Here is a 17,941-nt window from a genome sequence, read left to right as displayed (position 1 = left end):
AATGAAGTTTCGTTTTATACGTCTTCTATTTTATTACCAAATAGTTGAGAAAACAACATAATCGTTAAATTGATATAACTGGGACGGCCTGAATGAATTCCGTTCCGTTTTCTTTAAGTTTCCATGCTGATCGACAACTTTTTCTAAAAAAGGTAATTTGGGAGCTTTTCCAAAAAATACAGATGTGTTTGTGATTCTGGAATGATTGGATACCGTCATCAGTACACGCTGTAATTCAGATAAAGTAAATTCATTAGGCAGAAAGTTTTTAGCAATGGTGGAATGAAGCATATCCCATTCAATTAAGGATACAGCATCTGCAATTATTTGTTCGTGATCGAACGCTAATGCAAGCTCACCTATCTCATCCAATGAGAACAACCCAACTTCCGCTGCATCATCCGCCGCTTCTCGTTTTTCAAGCTGAAATTCCGGTACAATGGCATAATGCGCATTGGATATAATCCAGCCGCGCGGGTCTCTTCCCCATGCATCGTACGTGCCGAAATGCTTTAAGAATACATTTTCTACGCCTGTTTCTTCCTTTAATTCTCTCGTTGCTGCCTGTAAAGCAGTTTCCCTTTTTTCCGCATCCACAAACCCTCCGGGCAACGCCCATTTGTCGGCTTCAATATTAGGTTTTCCCTCTGCATTCATTTTAGCCCGTTTGATTAATAAAAGCTTTAATCTTTTTTGAGGCGGCTCTTTTTTGCGTTGTTCCCTGGGTTCAGCATTCTCTGAAACAATGGTAAATACGGCAATATCACTCGTATAACCGTCTGGTGTAATATACTTTGATTTCTCCTCCACCATCATTTTTCACCTCCAATGGATATCATTATCAGTAATTTGTAATTTTATAATTACTAAATATTATAGCTAAAAGAATACCGATGTCAACTGTTGAAGCTCCAGACTTATTTTCCATAACAAAAGCTGAAAAGAATGGGCGCCTCATAAGATCCTGCTTCATTCTCTCCAGCTTTTTTAATTATGCTTTCGTTTTTTTCGGGAAAAAGGTATACGACCAGGAATAAATAAAATCAACGATAAAGATAAGCCCCCAAAGCTTGGACATGCTAAACGCTGTTTCACTGGCATACGGGGACTGCTGATAATCATCCACTTCCACCCAGGTCAAATCCGTTAAATAATCCACAATTCCTGCTGTCCCACCCAGTCCATAAATCCACAACCCTGCTTGTACAATGATAAAAATAACCAGATGAATCATTGCACTCATACGATTTTTACGGGCAATATATTTTGTATCCTGCTGGCGCTCCATTACCTGCATATCTTTTTCCGTTAATAAGGAAACACCGCGCCACTTACCAATCGTTTGCCGCATCCAGCGGTCAAGACGTTTAAAATCTGCGATACCAAAAGTACAGGCATAGAGCACAAAAAGCATAACGATAATCTGGAAAGTGCTGATTTCTCCGGTGATTTGGTAAATGTAGAGAGCCAGCCCTGCTTCAAAAATAAACAAAGCTAAAAATAAACTGATGAAGATGGCGCTTAACTTTTTCTGATTCAGCAAGTATCTCGTTACTCCAAATAATAAGAGCATAACAACAGAAAGAATCTCCGCTGCGATAAATAATTCCCACTGGTAGGTTAAAAGTGCTTCTTGCATGGCTTATCTCCTTTTTGTAAATACCTTTTATCACGAGGAATCGTCCGTAAAATTCCCGCCTCAAAATACAGAGTAGAAATCAATTTATTCTGACGGGAGATGAACAGCCTCTGAATCACTCATCTACTTTCTGTGAAAAAAACCAAAAATTCTCACAGAATAACGTTTCGTTTATAGTATTTACGCAAGAGCACCAGAAAAGATTCATGTATATAAAAAAATCGGGAAAACGCTTCCCCGATTTTTTTCAGCAGAATCAATCCGCTGCATATTTAACTACTGCATCATGCAAGAGAGAAACAACCTCTTTTTTCGCACGATTATTATAATATTTCGCAAATCGTTCATCTGCCATATACATTTGTACCAAGCCTTTATGAGCCTCAACGGAATAATTCGGCCAAGAATACAGCAGCCATTCTTTATGAAGTTCATACACTTCCTTTGCTTCTGGTGTATCTAAATCCTTCGTCTCTGCCAGCTGCTCCAGCTTCCTAAATAATTCATCTTCTATCCGCTGCATTTCCTGAAAATCTGTCTCACTGAGGTTCATAAATTTTTTATTCGATTTTTCTATTGTTTCCTCTCCATATTTTTCTCTGATTTCTTCGCCATATAACCGTTCATTCTCTTCCAGGCGTTCTTTCTTAAATCCTTCAAATTTTTCTTCCGCTGTCATCGTAATCTCTCCCTTTGTATGTTGAATTGTTTTTTTCACGGTAGCTAACAATCGGTTTATCTTTTCTTTTTCATCCTCTAATTTTTGCTGATGCTCTTCCAAGGCAGTGAGCGTATGAAATGCAGGATTATCTAATACAGATTGAATCTGCTCCAGCTTCATCCCTAAGGAACGATAAAGAAGAATCTGCTGCAACCGATTTAATTCCTTGTCTTCATAGAGACGATATCCTGCATCCGAATGCTCCGCCGGCTTTAATAAATCAATTTGATCATAATACCGGAGTGTGCGTGTGCTGATACCAGACATGTCAGCTACTTGTTTGATGGTGTATTTCATCTCGTTTGCCCTCCTTTCATTTTTTAGTATAGAGATTTACGCAGCGTCAAGGTCAATACCTTTTTTACTTATTTAAAAACCCATCTCGATCAATTTGAGATGGGTTTATCTTACCTTATTTTAGATGATTTCATTAAAAATTTGTCCGCCATTTAAGTCAATAATCTTTAAACGGCTTGTTTCTTTGATAAAAATTGTTTTGTATTTTTTCTGATTAGCGTCATCACCAATAAATAGAATACGCTTATGCGGGTTATCCTCCACTACTTGGACAGATTCATTTCCAGATGGAATTTGATCCTGGATAATATCCATTTCTTCCTGCGTATTTGCACCTGTTTGCTCTTCCATAGTCACTGCTTCCTTATCTGCTGTGACTTCTTCCGCTTCTCCGGTATTAGCGTAGATTCCACTAAACAGTAATGCTCCTGCTGCCGTTGATAGTAAAATTGTCTTCATTGGTAAAAACCTCCTTAATTTCTTAACAATTACCAGTTTACTTGATGACTGCTTATAATGTCCTTAGAGAGAAATGAGAATTTGATGAGAAGCCTCAGCGTTTATTTTCATGGGGATAGGGGAAAAAAGATAGTAAGCTGCTTTTCTTTAACAAGCTTTTTATGTAACAGTCCTCTCAACAAAGCATAATTATTTCTTACGTACCAAAGCGATATAAATCATTCAAATTAAAAAATACAATCGGAGGAACGACAATGAACAAAGTATACGATGCAGTCGGTATTGGAATTGGTCCATTTAACTTAAGTCTTGCTGCTTTAACAAATGATCTTCAGGATGCAGACATCTTATTTTTGGAACAGGAAGCTTCTTTTGACTGGCATCCTGGAATGTTGATTGAGGGGATGGACCTGCAGACACCTTTTATTGCAGATCTGGTAACTTTAGCAGACCCGACCAATCGTTTTTCTTATTTAAATTATCTCCATGAGCATAATCGGATATATCAATTTTACTTTTTTAACCGTTTCACCATCCCAAGAGAAGAGTACAATACTTATTGTAAATGGGTCTCTTCCAGACTAGATAACTGTCAGTTCGGACAGCGTGTAACGGATGTATCAGCTATGCCGGATGAATCCTGTTATAAGGTTACAGCCCGATCTACAGAAGATGAAAGTGAACGAAGCTATTATGCAAAACATATTATTTTAGGGACGGGCAGCATCCCGAATATTCCAGAAGCGCTGCAGGGCTTTCCAGAAGAGGATATCACACATACCAGCCGTTACATGTATCTTAAAAACACCTTAAAGCAGGGGAATTCCATTACGGTCGTCGGTTCTGGTCAAAGCGCTTCAGAGGTGTTCTATGATTTGTTACAAGACCAAAAAGAAGGGGCTTATGATTTAACCTGGTTTACCCGTTCCAGCGGAATTTTTCAAAAAGAGGATACAGGACTCGGAAAGGAGGTATTCTCTCCAGAGTATGTTGATTACTTTTATAACCTGCCGTTAAGAGACAGGATGGAGTCGCTTGAAAATTTAAGCACTATCCGAAACGGCGTCGATCCTAAACTCTTAGAAAAAATTTATGAGCTGCTTTATAACCGTTCCATCGAATCGCCTTTACAGCAAATCACGATTCAAACAAACACAGCAGTAAACACGATGGAGCCCGGCGACAATTCTCAAAACAGAGCCTATAGCCTGCAATGTGAACAATGGCAAAAAGGAGAAAAATTTACTTACCCGGCGGATAAAGTAATTCTGGCAACTGGATATAAGCCGCATCTTCCTGATTGGCTCGAGAACTTCTATGAATACATAGAGTGGGAGGACGAAAAAAGATTTCGTGTAACTGCGGATTATCGGCTTGTTTTTAAAGACGCCCGTAAAAATCAAATATATACGTTGACCAATATTGAACATTCTCATGGTTCCAGTGCAACAAACTTAGGTTTATCGGTATTGCGAAATCAAAAAATCATTAATTCGATTGCCGGGAAAGAAATCTATCCTATACCGCAGCAAGCAGTCTTTCAGCAATTTGAAATGAAAAAATTATACTAATATCAAAAGATGCCAAACGCGTTGGAACAGCGTTTGGCATCTTTTTCACTGCTCCAAGTCCATTTCCAGACGTACCATATCGATGACCTGTATCCCATTTTCAAAAATCGGCTCTTCATAATGCCGCAAAAAGAAATTACGGTCAATGGAAACCATCCGGAATCCGCATTTTTGATATAGTGCCAGCTGCGCAACTCCTGAGTTCCCTGTTCCAATTTCTATCGTACGGTACCTTTGCTGTTTCGCTGTCTGAATCGCATGCAAGACCAGTTTCTTTCCCAAACCTTGTCCATGACAAGCTTCCTCCACAGCAACATTGACTAGCTCCGCGGTATCTGGTCTGGTCGGCAGAAGAACGTATACACCAACCACCTTTTCCTCTTTCTCCAGCACATAGCAAGCTCCTCTGGTAGTATAATCACGGATCAGCCTTTCTGATGGATCCGCAAGCAATAATAAGTTCATAGGCAATGCTTCCCCGCTATGCAATAGACGAATCATATTTTCACTTCCTCTTTTGATAAAATAAGCTTGTTTCTTTCTTGTGATTCTTCTAGTATTAAGAATTATACACTGAATTTAAGTATACCAACTTTTCAGATTCAAAGGAGATTAAAATGGATGTCACCACTGTCATATTGACCGTCATAATGATGGGGCTTATTTTATTTATTGGAGCCTTGGTAGCTCTTAAAAACACGATTACATATGAAGCAAAACAGCTGTTCATGAGCGTAATTATCAATGTCGCCGTTCCATTTATTATTTTAAACGGCGTCTTCAATACCGATTTAACAGACGATGTATTGCATCAGGTTATTCTGATGTTTATTTGCAGTGTCAGTTTTAACGTTTTGGCTGTCGGTATTTGCTTTTTGTTTGGAAAAATTATCGGCTTTTCCATGACAAAATCAAAGCAGCTTGCTTTACTTGCGGCTATTGGAAATTCCGGTTTTATCGGCATTCCGTTATGTGCTGCCATCTTCGGTCCAACCGGCGGGCTGCTTGCTGCTATTTTTGATGCAGGACTGGACGTTGTTGTCTTTTCGCTGGGAATCTATCTATTGCAAAACAATAATCATTTTGAATGGAGACACTTAAAGGCGCTCGTGAATATGCCGTTAATAGCTATCAGCTTCGGGCTTATTTTTGCCTTCAACGGCTGGGGAGCCCCTGTTTTATTTAAAGATTTAGCCAGCATGCTCTCTGCACTGGCGGCTCCCATGGCGATGCTCTATGTCGGTTTTAGTCTGCCAGACCTTTTCCGCAGCAAGCAGCCGTTATTTTTTCGTGAATTATGGATGCCTTTGGTGTGGAAATTGCTTATTCTTCCAATCATGGTGATGATTATTCTGTCCTTCTTGCCACTGGAGACATTACTCAAAAATATCTTAGTCATCCTTGCTTGCATGCCAACCTTTATGCTTTCTGCGGTTCTCTTTTCCCGCTATACGGATAAAGAGCAGGAAGCTGTCGTTACATCGGTATTTTCTACCATACTCGCTTTAGGAACAATTCCGTTTATCGCCTGGCTGTCCGCCTTTTGGATTGGTTGATACGCAGGCTAATATATACTGCAGCACCTAAAATAAATGAAAGCAGACGAATATGCCTCCATGGACGTCTGCTTTCATTCTATTTTTTCGTCATGATAAACCAATTGGAAGACACGATGAGGATGATGAAAATACAAATCAATCCAACCACATGAAAACCGGGAACCTTCGATATTATGCCCAGTATAATAGCAAAGATTCCAACGATATAAATAGGAACACATTTCGGATTTGCAGTCACTTCTACGTTATCTCCATCACTTACCGTCAGAGGTTTGCTCCGGAGAAAGGATTGATTAACAGCAATTTCCGCTGTATCTCCTTCGAAGATGGCAACAGTAATATCATTGTTTTTTAGTTTGCCCTGAAATTCCCCATTCACTTTTACCTTTACACTGGACAGTCCGCCCAATAAACCGGTATTTCTACTTATGTAAACCTCCATTTATGTACTCCTTCCACTATTTTTGAATATACTGGGAATTCTAACACGGAATACATGTCGTCAACAGGTACAATGGAACTAAGCTCTTTCTCTAGAATGCAAAAAATAGAAAGCCGCTCTTTGAAAAGAACGACCTTCTAAGTTTAAAAAATTAGCAGGCTTACGAAGACACCAGCTCTAACCTTCCGCCTGCATCGCCTCTTCTTTTGTAGCTTCCACCGTGCCAAACGGATGATGAGGCGGGGCATAAATCGTATAAAGCTTTATAGCTTCATCCCCTGTATTCGTAATATTATGCCATGTGCCAGCAGGAACCATTATCGCACTGTCTTCTTCCACCTGCTGTCTAATTGTCAGATTATCCTGCCGATTTCCCATCTGTACCGTTCCGCTTCCTTCTTCAATCCGTATAAATTGATCGGTATCCGGATGGACCTCTAAGCCAATATCTCCTCCTGCCGGGATGCTCATTAATGTAACCTGCAGATGTTCTCCTGTCCACAAAGCAGTCCGGTAATTCGTATTGTCTTCCGCTGCGTTTTCAATATCAATCACGAAAGGATTTCCGCCATGATCAGTAACTCTGGAAGCTATTGTATTCCCTTGATTATTTTCTAAATATCCGGCTAAATGGCTTGCAATTTGATAATCTGTCATAGCGAGCTGATAAAGCAGCTGCCGGGAATACGGTTCATTTACTTGCCCGCTTTTATGATAGTTTTCTTCATAGCCCTGCCTGGCATGATCATACACGTCCTCGATATGATTATTTCTCTCCTGATGATGCTCTGACTGTCTCCTATCTAGCTGTTTCCCGGTAAAATAGTGATAAACCTGCTCCAGACCTGCAGCGATTTGATTTCTGGATTGGACAGCATACACAAGTCCTTGTGCCGATGCGTCATTTCTAAACTGATCTGCTATTTGAAAATACATTGGTAGTGCTGATGCCTCTCGCTGTAAGGTTTCCTCTATGATATTAGCTGTCTGTTCATCATACGGATGTCCTTGGTTTCCATTCGAATCCATTCGATTCATTTGCTGATGGTAAATAGGGTGATAATACATATGGGTCTGTTCCCTGCCTTTCCTTAATCTCCTATCAGCATATGACCATAAATGAAAAATGGAACCCAAAAAAAGAAGACATTGACAAATATCTTCTTCATCCATATTTCATTACACTATACCCAACTATTCTTTATACGCTCTGCTTTGCTTTCTTCTCCGCAGCAATCATCAAAAACATCGGTCTGCGCCATTCATGCTTCATCGCCGGCTCCCTCTCAAGCATTTCCTTTGAAGGTACTGACTCTTCCACACGTAAAATCTCAAATCCTGTTTGGATTAAATCGTTCATAAAAACAGACATCGGACGATGATATTTTATGACTGTTTCATTTAAAAAAGATGCTTCTCTTTTTCCTTCTATTTGATAATTATCCACTGGCCAATATAATGGATTCTTACTCGTTTGATCATATATCCAGTCCTGTTCTTTTCTTGCCGTAAAAATGGGATGCTCCACAGAAAACACAAAGCTTCCGCCTGGCTTCAATATCGTATGCACTTTTTCACATACACTGGAAAAGGACTTAATATAATGCAGGGCAAGCGAGCTGATAACAGTATCCATCGAGCTTTTAGAAAAATCGATGTCCTCTATAGCTTGATGCAGATATACAATCCCTGAATCATTGGTCAGTTCCTCTGCATGCGCAAGCATCCGTTCAGATATATCTGTTCCTGTCACAGATGCTGCGCCCTTCTCCCGTGCATAACGACTATGCCAGCCAAATCCACAGCCTAAATCTAAGACATTTTTTCCCTGGAAATCCGGCAGCATTTCTTTTAATATATGCCATTCACCGGCTCCTTCCAGCCCTTGTTTCGACCGGTCCATTTCCGCATATGCTTGAAAAAATGATTTATCATCATATTTGTTTTGTTTCAACGTGTCACTTCCTTTCCACCCTGTATATTATAATCGTCTATATAACGAAAAAAAAAGCATATCTATTTAAAAACATGCTTTATACTTGAAAATTATGTACCTGACAGCAACCTTATACAAATCTAAAAATAGATAAGGTGTACCGCCAGATTAAATATATTGAAGTTAATTGATTCTTATGAAATCCAAGAAGAAAGTAATGAGGATGGAAAACAACGGTTACAAATTATAAAATCTTTTCATACCTGCAATGATCATGATTTGTGCCCTTATAATCATAGCCAAAGTTTTTATAAATTTGGTTTAGTTTCTTATTGCTTTCTACACAGTCTAAACGAATCCGGCGCATTCCCTGCGTCTTCGTATATGCTTCCATCCATTCGACAATAGGTCTTCCTAAGCCGCGTCCAATATAATCATAGTCTACGGACAAGCGGTGCATATAAAACGCATCTTCGCTGGATTGTCCCCAAATGTTTTTATCCCAAGGGGTCTGCATTTCATTTAGTGTGAACGTAGCAATAATCTCATCGCCTTCTTTAACAACAAAGGTAGCTCCATCTTCAACAGACTGTCTTACTTCCGGATCTTCCTCATCCTGATCAAGGAATTCCCACTGCTTTAAACGGCTTTTCTTCAGCCATGTTGTTACACCCTTTAGCAGGCGGAGTATAGCTTTCATATCTTCCTTTTGTGCAATATACACATCTAGCTCCTGATTAATAGATCCAACTTTATTCGACATACCTCTACCTCCTTATACCCTTTGCTATACATTCGACATGAAAATTAAAAATTCCTCCTTTTTTATAAAAAAAATTCAAATTAAAGTAATCATTATCTCTTTCCAGATATTCCAATCCGTCATTTATCCCTTGATTTTATTGCGAATCTCAATTTGTTTAGCAATACAGAATTTCACAATATGTGACCTGGTTCCTTCTCGCATATCAATAAATTGCAGCGCATTTTTATACATGCTATTCGATTGTTTTATCACATTCACAACACTGCCTTTGAATACAATTTTCTGCTGGGTATCCTTTGTTTTCAAATACAATGTTCCTTCGACCTTATCGCCTATTTCAACGATTTTAGACTGCGTCAGAAAAGCAGCTCCCCCGCCGCTTATATCGTGGGTAGTAACGGTTATACTTTCCCCTTCGGCTTCCTCTTCGTTCGGATTTGCATCTTCTGCAGAAGGCAGTGTCAAATCCATATCCAGCATGACTTTCACACGGAAAAATTGCCTTCTTTGCACTACTTTAATTGCATCTAAAGAGGGGTTCGTAATGGCGATTTTTCCGTTTTGCTGAAGATATAATTGGGAAGAGAAGTTACAGAGCCCTTTTTTATCATCATGAAAACAGACTGTAACCATCATGCCGTTTTCAATCAGCATAGGTACATTCTGTTTATTGACAGGTCTTTGAATCAGCAGCTCAGACTCATTGCGAATGAGCTGTGTATAGTATGTTTTTCCCTCTGATGTTACCAGTTCAAGTAATTGGCCATTCCAAAATTCTGTATATGCTTCGTTGCTCATAATAAATCCCCCTTTTCTCCGTTACTTTAAATAGATCATGTTCATCCTTCAATTCATTTCATTCTATGTAGTCATACAAGGAAACATTCAATCCAACCAAAAACCAATTTTTGTATTATTTTTAGAACTAATAAACGAATCCTATTTCTTACCACTATTTTTACCGAACTTTTCTATGTGTTATATCTATCATGGTGCCAGCGTCTGTTTTCTCCTCTGTTAAAGGGGAGACGAAAATAATTATATCCAAACAAAAGAGTCCTCCCAAAATAAAAACCCATACTATATTTAGGTATTTAGACAGGACTACTTTCTCCTAATTATAACGTTTTTTCTGATTTTTGTAATGGTAATTCTTATTATTCTTGATAAATATAACTCTTCCAGCTTAGTAATCACAAAAAAACACCTTTCCGTTCCGCGCTATTAAAAAACGCTTAACAGAAGAGATGTTTTTTTGACAGAAGCGGCTGTTTTAATAAAAAAGCTGCCATAAAAGCTATATTAATCTACTACAATATACGTTACCTTTACCGGTCCATGCACACCAACAATCAGATTCATTTCAATATCAGCACTGTTACTCGGACCTGTTACAAAACAAACACTGGAAGGAGGAGCAATGCCTTTTTCATTATCCTGATGAATCTTACCTGCTGCCTGTGTCATCCTGGGCACAATTGTTTCTTTAGGGATAATGGCAACATAGCATTTCGGCATTAAGCTGATGGATCTGCCATTATCTTTATTCGTCATCAATGCGACTGTTCCTGATTCAGCAAGCGTGATATCACTAAAGGAAATACCGACATCTGTTCTTTCGGCAATCACTTGGTTTTCCTTACCAAGGCTTGCATCCCAGATATGGACATCGACCTCTTTTGAAAATTCCTCATAAGCCTTATCCAGTCCATACTCCTGGTTACGCTTATCATTCGATGCAATAATCGAAGCTGCCTCATATCCATCTAATACTCTTTTCAGTGTTGCTTGCAAATCGCTTTTATCTGTCCGGACAAAATCGGTATGGATCACCTTACAATGCTCCTTTAGCACTCCAATCAGCTCTTCGGCAGAATAATCTTTAAAAACCTCATGCTGCGGCTGAACACTGTACTCCGGCCGGCTTACACTTTCTCTTCTTTGCGGACGTCCCAGGTTTGCGGCAAGATTGCTTAAAAAGGAGTCACGGTTTTGAATAGCCATTATGCCTCTCCTCCCTTCTGACGTTTATTCCACCAGCTGCGGAAGGATTGTTTCCCCGGTGCCGGAAAATCTCGGACATCCGTCCATCCTTTTAATGGTCCCGGGCCATTTTCAACGTATTCCTCTTTTGTCCACGGTTTTAATGCACTTCTTGCGACTTTTGTACTTAATTTATACGCCGCTGGATTCGAGGCCCATTGCGCAAAACCTTTCATCATGATTTTTTCAGAAGCAGGCGATTTTTTCTCTTCTTCTACAATAATTTCACGGTGACGTATCAACTGTTCATGTAATGGAATTTTCACCGGACATGCTTCCGTACAAGCAGCACATAAAGAAGACGCATACGGCAATTCTTTATGATCCTCATAGCCGTCAAGCAGCGGTGTTAATACAGCTCCAATTGGGCCTGGATAAATCGAGTTATACGCATGCCCGCCGACATGGCGATACACCGGACACACATTAATACAAGCTGCACAGCGGATACAATGAAGTGCAGACTGAAATTCTGTTCCCAGGATTTTAGAACGTCCATTATCCACAATCACCAGATGATAATCATCCGGGCCGTCGATTTCCTCTTCCAAGCGCGTCCCTGTAATGGTTGTGATATAACTGGTCAGCTTCTGCCCGACAGCAGCTCTTGTTAATAAGCTCACTAATACTTCCATGTCCTCCCAGGTTGGAACGAGTCTCTCCATCCCCATTACACTGATTTGTGTATCAGGAAGGGAAGTAACCATTTCCGCATTTCCTTCATTGGTTACCAATGTAACAGAACCAGATTCTGCAATCGCAAAGTTGCAGCCGGTAATCCCGACATCCGCAGTTAAGAAATCCTGCCTCAGCTGTTCTCTGGCAAAGGAAGCCAGTTCCTCCGGTGTATCTGATTTATCATAGCCTTTTTTATCTTGAAAGGTATTTTTGATTTGCTGCCTATTTTTATGCAAAGCCGGGGTGACGATATGTGATGGAGGATCTTCATCTAATTGCAGAATCCATTCCCCTAAATCCGATTCGACTACCTCTGCTCCGATTTCCTCTAATGTTTTATTTAAACCAATTTCTTCGGTAACCATAGATTTGGTTTTCACAACTTTTTTCGCGTTTTTCTTTTTGACGACATTTTCAATATAAGTATTCGCTTCCTCTGCCGTCTCCGCAAAAAAGACATTACCGCCGCGTTTTTCCACTTCCTCACTGAGCTGATACAAATAATAATCAATGTTTTCTAATGTATGGGACCGTATTTCCTCACCAAGCTGGCGCCAATCCTCCCAATTGCCGAGCTCTTCCGCCTGCGTCAGGCGGCCATTCCGGAACCTTCCTTGTGCAGAAGAAACAGCCTGCCGCATAAAATCATTGTCAATCCCTTTTCCAATCCGTTCTTTATAAGGAGCTTCGCTAATTTTTATGCTCATGCGGTTACGCCTCCTTGCTCTTTGACATGTGTATTTAAAATTTCAGTGATATGCATGACTTTTACATTTTTACCTTCTCTGCGCATACGTCCGCCGATATTCATCAGACAGCCCATATCTCCGCCGACAAGGTATTCTGCTTCTGTTTCCGATACATGCCGGGATTTTTCTTTTACCATTTCACCAGATATATCTGCATTTTTCACAGCAAATGTACCGCCAAACCCGCAGCAGTCCTCTTTTACCGGCAGTTCAACAAAGTCAATTCCTTTGACATTTTTAAGCAGCTTCGTCGGCGCTTCCTTTACTCCTAAAATACGGGTCATATGACAGGATGGATGATAGGTTACCCTTCCCTCAAAGGTAGAACCGACATCAGTTATCCCTAATACATCCACGATAAACTGTGTTACCTCATAGGATTTATTAGCCAGGTCAATCGCCGGCTGTTCCCACTCCGGGTCTCCTTTGAATACGTTCGGGTATTCTCGCAGCATACCGACACATGAACCAGACGGGCCGACCACATACTCCGAATCTTTAAAGGCCTTTATCATCTGCTTCATTGCTTTTTTCGCTTCACTCAGATAACCGCTGTTATATGCGGGCTGCCCGCAGCAGGTTTGAGCTGCCGGGAAATCTACTTCACAGCCCAGCCGCTCTAATAATTCCACCGTATTCTTACCTACATCTGCAAAAACAATATCACTTACACATGTAATGAACAAAGATACTTTCATTTTTTCCACCTCTTCTATTGATACCGGACATGAACGAGGTACTTAATTTTTATCAAGCTCCTGAAACAGCAACTGCTCTACATTCTCCAAATGCTCATACATTTTTTCTCTTGCCTGGTCCGCCTGCCTGTTTTTAATTGCTTGATAAATACGTTCATGCTCTTCATATAAAATTTGTGACCGGTCTTCTGTATATAATAATATCCGACGTGCTTCCCGAATCGTCTCTGACATTAATTCGGAAACACTGCCCATTAAATGAATCAATAAATTCATCTGCGTTGCCTGAGCAACAGCCAGATGGAAATCGGTATCTGCCTGCTCAGAAAGCTGATCATTCCCTTTTGCATCCGCCATCAGCTGTAACGCCGCTTCCATTTTCTCAAGGTCCTTGTCCGTATAGCTCTCTGCAGCATATGCGGCAGTGCCAACTTCTAAAATTTTGCGGACCTGATATAATTCTTTGACGTCATTCTGTTTCATTAAAAAAGCCGTGCTGACTGGCAGGGTGAAAAGCTCTGCATCAAACGCTTTGACATAGGTGCCTTCTCCCTGCCGCATTTCCACCAGCCCCATGGAGCGGAGTCCGCTGAGCGCCTCCCTGATGGCGGAGCGGCCGACTCCGAAGCTTTTTGCTAATTGTTCTACAGAATCCAGCTTATCACCTGACTTCAGCCTTCCGTCCTTAATCATGCCAATTAAGGAATCTGCTACTTGCTCATATATTTTTTCGGTTTTTATACGCTTATATTCCATCATGTCAACTCCTCTAGTACGTGAATCTATTTTAATTCATTCCCAGAGGTTTTTAAAGCCCATCAGCTTATCAGTCGAAGAATTGAATAGCAATAAACCCAGCCAATCCAATCATCAATCCATAGACAACGGCCGGAATCAGCGTTTTCCGAATAATATCCCCTTCTTTACCGCTCAAGCCAACGACCGCGCTTGCTGCAACGACATTATGCACACAAATCATATTTCCCGCTCCAGCTCCCATTGTTTGGGCAGCTAAAACCGTATTTATATCTAAACCCAATTGATTTGCTACGCTGTATTGAATAGGTGAGAAAGTTAATGTAGAAACCGTCGCACTTCCAGTAATAAACGATCCTAACTCTCCTAAAAAGGGTGCGACAAACATCCACATAAACCCTAAATGCTCCGCCATGCTTACGGCGATATACTGCGGCATGCTGATTAAATCTTCTGTATTTATTCCCGAATTTGTAAACACATGCACCATCGCTAACGTTGCCACTAAAGCAATCGCGGTTGACCGCATCGTCATCAGAGAATCCTTGGATGCACTAAAAAACGTGCCAATTGATTTTCGATGAACAAATACAGATAAAACTGCCGCAAATGTTAGAATTGTTCCTGGCGAATATAAAAACTCCCAGGCAGAGTCCACACCTTCTACACCAAAAATAGTTGTCCAAGAGAAATCAATGGCTGTCTGTGTGAACTCCTGCAGCCAAGGTATAATCCTGGTCATTAACAACAAGGCAACGACAATAACATAAGGTGTCCAAGCCGCCCCTATGCTCATCTTTGACTTCTCCGTTTTTACTTCAAAACCAGGGCGCAGCGCCTCTTTCCATGTCGTTTTTGGTAACAGCCAGCCTTTTTTAGCTGTGATTGTTGCTACTACCAATCCAGTTAAAGATGCTAAAATAGAGATAAATTCCTGACCAAATACCGAAGCATAGAATAAAGCAGACAACGTATAAGTAAACCCTATAAGAATGGTCCACGGAAGCATCGGCAAGGCATACTTAAACCCTCTTTTTTTACCAAAAAATAAAGTCATAATAACAATGACAATAAACGGTATAAATGATCCGGCGAATATATCTAACGTGGTTATCCGCACTCCAATTGCATTAAAGAACTCCGCATCTGCCCCCGGAATATTACTTAACCCTACTGCCAAAGGTGTCCCTACAGCTCCAAAAGCCACCTGTGTGCTGTCTGCAATCAACGCCAATGTCGCAGCAACAATCGGACGAAATCCTAAAGCTACCATTAATGGAGCTGTAACCATTGCCGGAGTTCCGAACCCGGCTGCCCCTTCAATCACTCCGCCAAATAAAAAAGCAACAATGACAACCTGAACACGCATATCTTCAGAAATGCTCTGAAAACCTTGATTGATTCTGTCCACTGCTCCTGTTTTGCGAAGTGTATCCAGTAAAACTAATGCCCCAAATAAAATCCATAGAATCGTTAATGTTTTATGGGCCCCTTGAAAAATCGATGATAGAATAACATTTCCTTCCATCCCCCAAAAAATCATAGCTATTGCAATAACGATTGCTGCGCTTAACGACATCCCCTTCATTGCCGGCATACGTAACAGAACTAAAAACACAAACGGCGCAATGATTGCACTTAAAGCTAATAATAAATACAAACGAATCCCCCCTTGCCGCTCTTCTAAAACGCTTTCATTAGATATGTATAAGCAAGGTCATCAGATGACCTTACTTATACATAGTACTTTATAATTCTATTGATGACAAGATAAAATTATAAATTTTTCCCGAAAACATATAAAAGCAACATGTGGTACCAATTCTAGTGCTTATTTTTTAAATAGTTGGGTAAATAATCTATAATTTACAATTTTATTATGTTTTTCCAATATTAACTATGATATAATTAATAATTTTATGATTCTTCGAGAAAGATATTGCCATCACATGTCTTTTGTTGTAATCTAATTTAATTATTCAGAATTTTTATAATTGTACATCATTTGCATGTTAGATTCTTAGTGAAATAGTCCAAGAGAATGTTCAACTATTTACTAACAGATTTGCTGAAGCGAGTAACAACGCCCCCCCAGTATCCAATAATAAACAGCTCAGGAATTTCCGTTTAAAAAACTATTCATGGTGCGGGGCACTAGCCGACTATTTCTTATCTGTCAATTTTGCGAATACATCTATTAAATGAAACATGAGTGAATTTCATAATTCAAAGCCCTTGTGTCCCAAGCTTTTTGAAACATAAAAAAAGAAGTACCTCCCCAAATCTTGTATAATGGTAGTTACCCAGAAAACCATAAAAAGACTGGAGGAGTACTTCTTATGACCATTATACGACAACCGAGTCTATTTGGCATCCAAGAATTATATGACATGGAACCTACTCAAAAATATGAAGCGATTATTTCAGCGATTGATCTGGATCGTATTTATCATGCGATTAATAAGAAATCCCGGCTTGGAGCGCCTGTTGAGCTAAATTATGCAGGGATGATTATTTCCTTTTTTATTCGCTACATCGAGCGTATCCCAACCATCAAAGACTTAATCAAGCGTCTAAATGATGACTTTATCTTTAAAATGAACTGCGGATTTCTTGTTTCCGATTCTACACCATCAGAAGCTGCTTATTCCCGCTTGGTAACGAAATTGAGTGAATCAGATATTTTAGAAAAATCCTTCGAAAGCGTAACGCTGGCAGCCGTCACCGAAGGGTTTATTGTCGATGAAGTCATTGCCATTGATGCAACCCATTTTGAAGCACGAGATAAGGCATCTGCCAAAAAAGAAGAAAAATCAGAAACTACGCCAAAAAAGCGCGGACGCAAATCCAAAGAAGAACGCGAACAGTACCTTAAAGACCAAGCGGAAAAGGAAGCAAACCTGCCATTGTATGAAAAGAAAATCGAAGCACAGTTAGACGTTCCGTTAGACATCTTGCGTGCAGAAGTGCCAATAGCCCCCAAATGGGGTGTGAAAAAGAATGCAGATGGTAAAAATGAATACTGGTTTGGCTATAAAGCCCACCTCGCAGTTGGTGCCCCAACCTGTTTGCGAGAACATTCCTATAAATATGACAGCTTTGATCCAAAATACGAAACATTGAAATATACCAGACCAAAGGAATGCAGCGACTGTCCCCTTGCGAATGAAGGTATCTGTCAAAAAGTGTATAAAATCAAGATAACTACCGATTTAAGAAGGTATACCGCACCAGCACGAGGATCAAAAGCTTGGAAAAATATTTTCAAACAACGGACAGCAGTAGAACGTGTTAATGCTTATCTGAAAGAGTTCTATCAGCTAAACAATGTTCGTTATCGCACTGGAAAGCGTGCAAAAGTTCATTTTGACATGGTCGCTTTGATTTATAATGCTTCCAAATTAGCTGCGGATCGCATCCAAGCGGAGCTTATTCAACAACAACAAGCTGCATAATTTTTGTTTTTTAAAATACACTTTCGAAAATTCTGCTCGTCTTTGTATTTTTAAAAAGAGCAATTATGAAATTCATTCAAATAATTACGAAAAAATTGTTATTTTAGAAGACCATTATACTTTTAATGCTATGACAGAGAAATTATTTGATAAAAAATTGAAACCTGGTATA

At 39.9% G+C, this 17,941-nt stretch carries 18 protein-coding genes; 3 read left to right on the top strand and 15 right to left on the bottom strand.

Features of this window, described 5'->3' with window-relative positions; genetic code table 11:
* Positions 1 to 33: 33 nt before the first annotated feature.
* From ACFO3P_RS03240 to ACFO3P_RS03225, 4 genes are all read right to left on the bottom strand, one after another.
* On the bottom strand, positions 34 to 816 hold the full coding sequence (locus ACFO3P_RS03240) for an NUDIX domain-containing protein (RefSeq protein WP_042531866.1): 783 nt from the start codon (positions 814 to 816) through the stop codon (positions 34 to 36).
* Positions 817 to 991: 175 nt separating this feature from the next.
* The gene (locus ACFO3P_RS03235; protein ID WP_193065197.1) at positions 992 to 1,639 is read right to left on the bottom strand and encodes a hypothetical protein; all 648 of its coding nucleotides are present in this window, start codon (positions 1,637 to 1,639) and stop codon (positions 992 to 994) included.
* A gap of 256 nt (positions 1,640 to 1,895) precedes the next feature.
* Complete coding sequence (locus ACFO3P_RS03230; protein WP_289584979.1) at positions 1,896 to 2,657, bottom strand: MerR family transcriptional regulator; 762 nt, start codon at positions 2,655 to 2,657, stop codon at positions 1,896 to 1,898.
* Positions 2,658 to 2,777: 120 nt separating this feature from the next.
* Entirely contained in the window at positions 2,778 to 3,116 is a 339-nt protein-coding gene (locus tag ACFO3P_RS03225; protein WP_052484972.1) for a hypothetical protein, read from the bottom strand.
* Positions 3,117 to 3,370: 254 nt separating this feature from the next.
* Here ACFO3P_RS03225 and ACFO3P_RS03220 point away from each other — a divergent pair, with 254 nt between their 5' ends.
* Positions 3,371 to 4,687: a lysine N(6)-hydroxylase/L-ornithine N(5)-oxygenase family protein gene (locus ACFO3P_RS03220; RefSeq protein ID WP_193065195.1), complete on the top strand. Its 1,317-nt coding sequence runs from the start codon at positions 3,371 to 3,373 to the stop codon at positions 4,685 to 4,687.
* A 45-nt stretch (positions 4,688 to 4,732) separates the two neighbouring features.
* Here the strand turns inward: ACFO3P_RS03220 and ACFO3P_RS03215 are convergent, their stop codons facing one another.
* Complete coding sequence (locus tag ACFO3P_RS03215; RefSeq protein WP_193065194.1) at positions 4,733 to 5,188, bottom strand: GNAT family N-acetyltransferase; 456 nt, start codon at positions 5,186 to 5,188, stop codon at positions 4,733 to 4,735.
* Between the two features lie 116 nt (positions 5,189 to 5,304).
* On the opposite strand from ACFO3P_RS03215, the gene ACFO3P_RS03210 reads away from it, so the two are divergent.
* Positions 5,305 to 6,243: an AEC family transporter gene (locus ACFO3P_RS03210; RefSeq protein WP_042531856.1), complete on the top strand. Its 939-nt coding sequence runs from the start codon at positions 5,305 to 5,307 to the stop codon at positions 6,241 to 6,243.
* A gap of 79 nt (positions 6,244 to 6,322) precedes the next feature.
* On the opposite strand, the gene ACFO3P_RS03205 is transcribed toward ACFO3P_RS03210, so the two are convergent.
* The 10 genes from ACFO3P_RS03205 to ACFO3P_RS03160 form a co-directional block, all read right to left on the bottom strand.
* Positions 6,323 to 6,688: a hypothetical protein gene (locus ACFO3P_RS03205; protein WP_193065193.1), complete on the bottom strand. Its 366-nt coding sequence runs from the start codon at positions 6,686 to 6,688 to the stop codon at positions 6,323 to 6,325.
* 177 nt (positions 6,689 to 6,865) lie between these two features.
* Positions 6,866 to 7,756: a cupin domain-containing protein gene (locus ACFO3P_RS03200; RefSeq protein ID WP_226895190.1), complete on the bottom strand. Its 891-nt coding sequence runs from the start codon at positions 7,754 to 7,756 to the stop codon at positions 6,866 to 6,868.
* A 133-nt stretch (positions 7,757 to 7,889) separates the two neighbouring features.
* A complete protein-coding gene (locus tag ACFO3P_RS03195) occupies positions 7,890 to 8,642 on the bottom strand; it encodes a class I SAM-dependent methyltransferase (protein ID WP_193065192.1) in 753 nt (250 codons plus the stop codon).
* Between the two features lie 226 nt (positions 8,643 to 8,868).
* A complete protein-coding gene (locus ACFO3P_RS03190; protein ID WP_042531852.1) occupies positions 8,869 to 9,387 on the bottom strand; it encodes a GNAT family N-acetyltransferase in 519 nt (172 codons plus the stop codon).
* A gap of 123 nt (positions 9,388 to 9,510) precedes the next feature.
* On the bottom strand, positions 9,511 to 10,188 hold the full coding sequence (locus tag ACFO3P_RS03185; RefSeq protein ID WP_042531850.1) for a flagellar brake protein: 678 nt from the start codon (positions 10,186 to 10,188) through the stop codon (positions 9,511 to 9,513).
* Positions 10,189 to 10,692: 504 nt separating this feature from the next.
* A complete protein-coding gene (locus tag ACFO3P_RS03180; RefSeq protein ID WP_042531848.1) occupies positions 10,693 to 11,394 on the bottom strand; it encodes a LutC/YkgG family protein in 702 nt (233 codons plus the stop codon).
* Positions 11,394 to 12,818, bottom strand: coding sequence for a LutB/LldF family L-lactate oxidation iron-sulfur protein (locus tag ACFO3P_RS03175; protein ID WP_042531847.1), 1,425 nt, complete (start codon positions 12,816 to 12,818; stop codon positions 11,394 to 11,396). The genes ACFO3P_RS03180 and ACFO3P_RS03175 overlap by 1 nt, the downstream gene beginning before the upstream one ends.
* Positions 12,815 to 13,558, bottom strand: a complete 744-nt coding sequence (locus tag ACFO3P_RS03170) for a (Fe-S)-binding protein (protein WP_077604667.1) — start codon at positions 13,556 to 13,558, stop codon at positions 12,815 to 12,817. Before ACFO3P_RS03170 ends, ACFO3P_RS03175 begins: the two co-directional genes overlap by 4 nt.
* Before the next feature lie 42 nt (positions 13,559 to 13,600).
* Positions 13,601 to 14,314 carry a FadR/GntR family transcriptional regulator gene (locus ACFO3P_RS03165; RefSeq protein WP_289584978.1) on the bottom strand — a complete coding sequence of 238 codons (714 nt, stop codon included), beginning with the start codon at positions 14,312 to 14,314 and terminating at the stop codon, positions 13,601 to 13,603.
* Positions 14,315 to 14,384: 70 nt separating this feature from the next.
* Entirely contained in the window at positions 14,385 to 15,974 is a 1,590-nt protein-coding gene (locus ACFO3P_RS03160; RefSeq protein ID WP_289584977.1) for an L-lactate permease, read from the bottom strand.
* Positions 15,975 to 16,653: 679 nt separating this feature from the next.
* Between ACFO3P_RS03160 and ACFO3P_RS03155 the strand changes: the two genes are divergently transcribed.
* Positions 16,654 to 17,769, top strand: a complete 1,116-nt coding sequence (locus tag ACFO3P_RS03155) for a transposase (protein ID WP_289584976.1) — start codon at positions 16,654 to 16,656, stop codon at positions 17,767 to 17,769.
* Positions 17,770 to 17,941 lie beyond the last annotated feature (172 nt).

The organism is Oceanobacillus aidingensis, assembly GCF_042654105.1.
GTDB lineage: Bacteria > Bacillota > Bacilli > Bacillales > Amphibacillaceae > Oceanobacillus > Oceanobacillus oncorhynchi.
This window is presented reverse-complemented; position numbering and strand designations above follow the sequence as displayed.

Bases quoted from the DNA above. Each gene is read 5' to 3' on its own strand.
- ACFO3P_RS03240 (WP_042531866.1), bottom strand. From the start codon at position 816: ATGATGGTGGAGGAGAAATCAAAGTATATTACACCAGACGGTTATACG.
- ACFO3P_RS03235 (WP_193065197.1), bottom strand. From the start codon at position 1,639: ATGCAAGAAGCACTTTTAACCTACCAGTGGGAATTATTTATCGCAGCG.
- ACFO3P_RS03230 (WP_289584979.1), bottom strand. From the start codon at position 2,657: ATGAAATACACCATCAAACAAGTAGCTGACATGTCTGGTATCAGCACA.
- ACFO3P_RS03225 (WP_052484972.1), bottom strand. From the start codon at position 3,116: ATGAAGACAATTTTACTATCAACGGCAGCAGGAGCATTACTGTTTAGT.
- ACFO3P_RS03220 (WP_193065195.1), top strand. From the start codon at position 3,371: ATGAACAAAGTATACGATGCAGTCGGTATTGGAATTGGTCCATTTAAC.
- ACFO3P_RS03215 (WP_193065194.1), bottom strand. From the start codon at position 5,188: ATGATTCGTCTATTGCATAGCGGGGAAGCATTGCCTATGAACTTATTA.
- ACFO3P_RS03210 (WP_042531856.1), top strand. From the start codon at position 5,305: ATGGATGTCACCACTGTCATATTGACCGTCATAATGATGGGGCTTATT.
- ACFO3P_RS03205 (WP_193065193.1), bottom strand. From the start codon at position 6,688: ATGGAGGTTTACATAAGTAGAAATACCGGTTTATTGGGCGGACTGTCC.
- ACFO3P_RS03200 (WP_226895190.1), bottom strand. From the start codon at position 7,756: ATGTATTATCACCCTATTTACCATCAGCAAATGAATCGAATGGATTCG.
- ACFO3P_RS03190 (WP_042531852.1), bottom strand. From the start codon at position 9,387: ATGTCGAATAAAGTTGGATCTATTAATCAGGAGCTAGATGTGTATATT.
- ACFO3P_RS03185 (WP_042531850.1), bottom strand. From the start codon at position 10,188: ATGAGCAACGAAGCATATACAGAATTTTGGAATGGCCAATTACTTGAA.
- ACFO3P_RS03180 (WP_042531848.1), bottom strand. From the start codon at position 11,394: ATGGCTATTCAAAACCGTGACTCCTTTTTAAGCAATCTTGCCGCAAAC.
- ACFO3P_RS03175 (WP_042531847.1), bottom strand. From the start codon at position 12,818: ATGAGCATAAAAATTAGCGAAGCTCCTTATAAAGAACGGATTGGAAAA.
- ACFO3P_RS03170 (WP_077604667.1), bottom strand. From the start codon at position 13,558: ATGAAAGTATCTTTGTTCATTACATGTGTAAGTGATATTGTTTTTGCA.
- ACFO3P_RS03165 (WP_289584978.1), bottom strand. From the start codon at position 14,314: ATGGAATATAAGCGTATAAAAACCGAAAAAATATATGAGCAAGTAGCA.
- ACFO3P_RS03155 (WP_289584976.1), top strand. From the start codon at position 16,654: ATGACCATTATACGACAACCGAGTCTATTTGGCATCCAAGAATTATAT.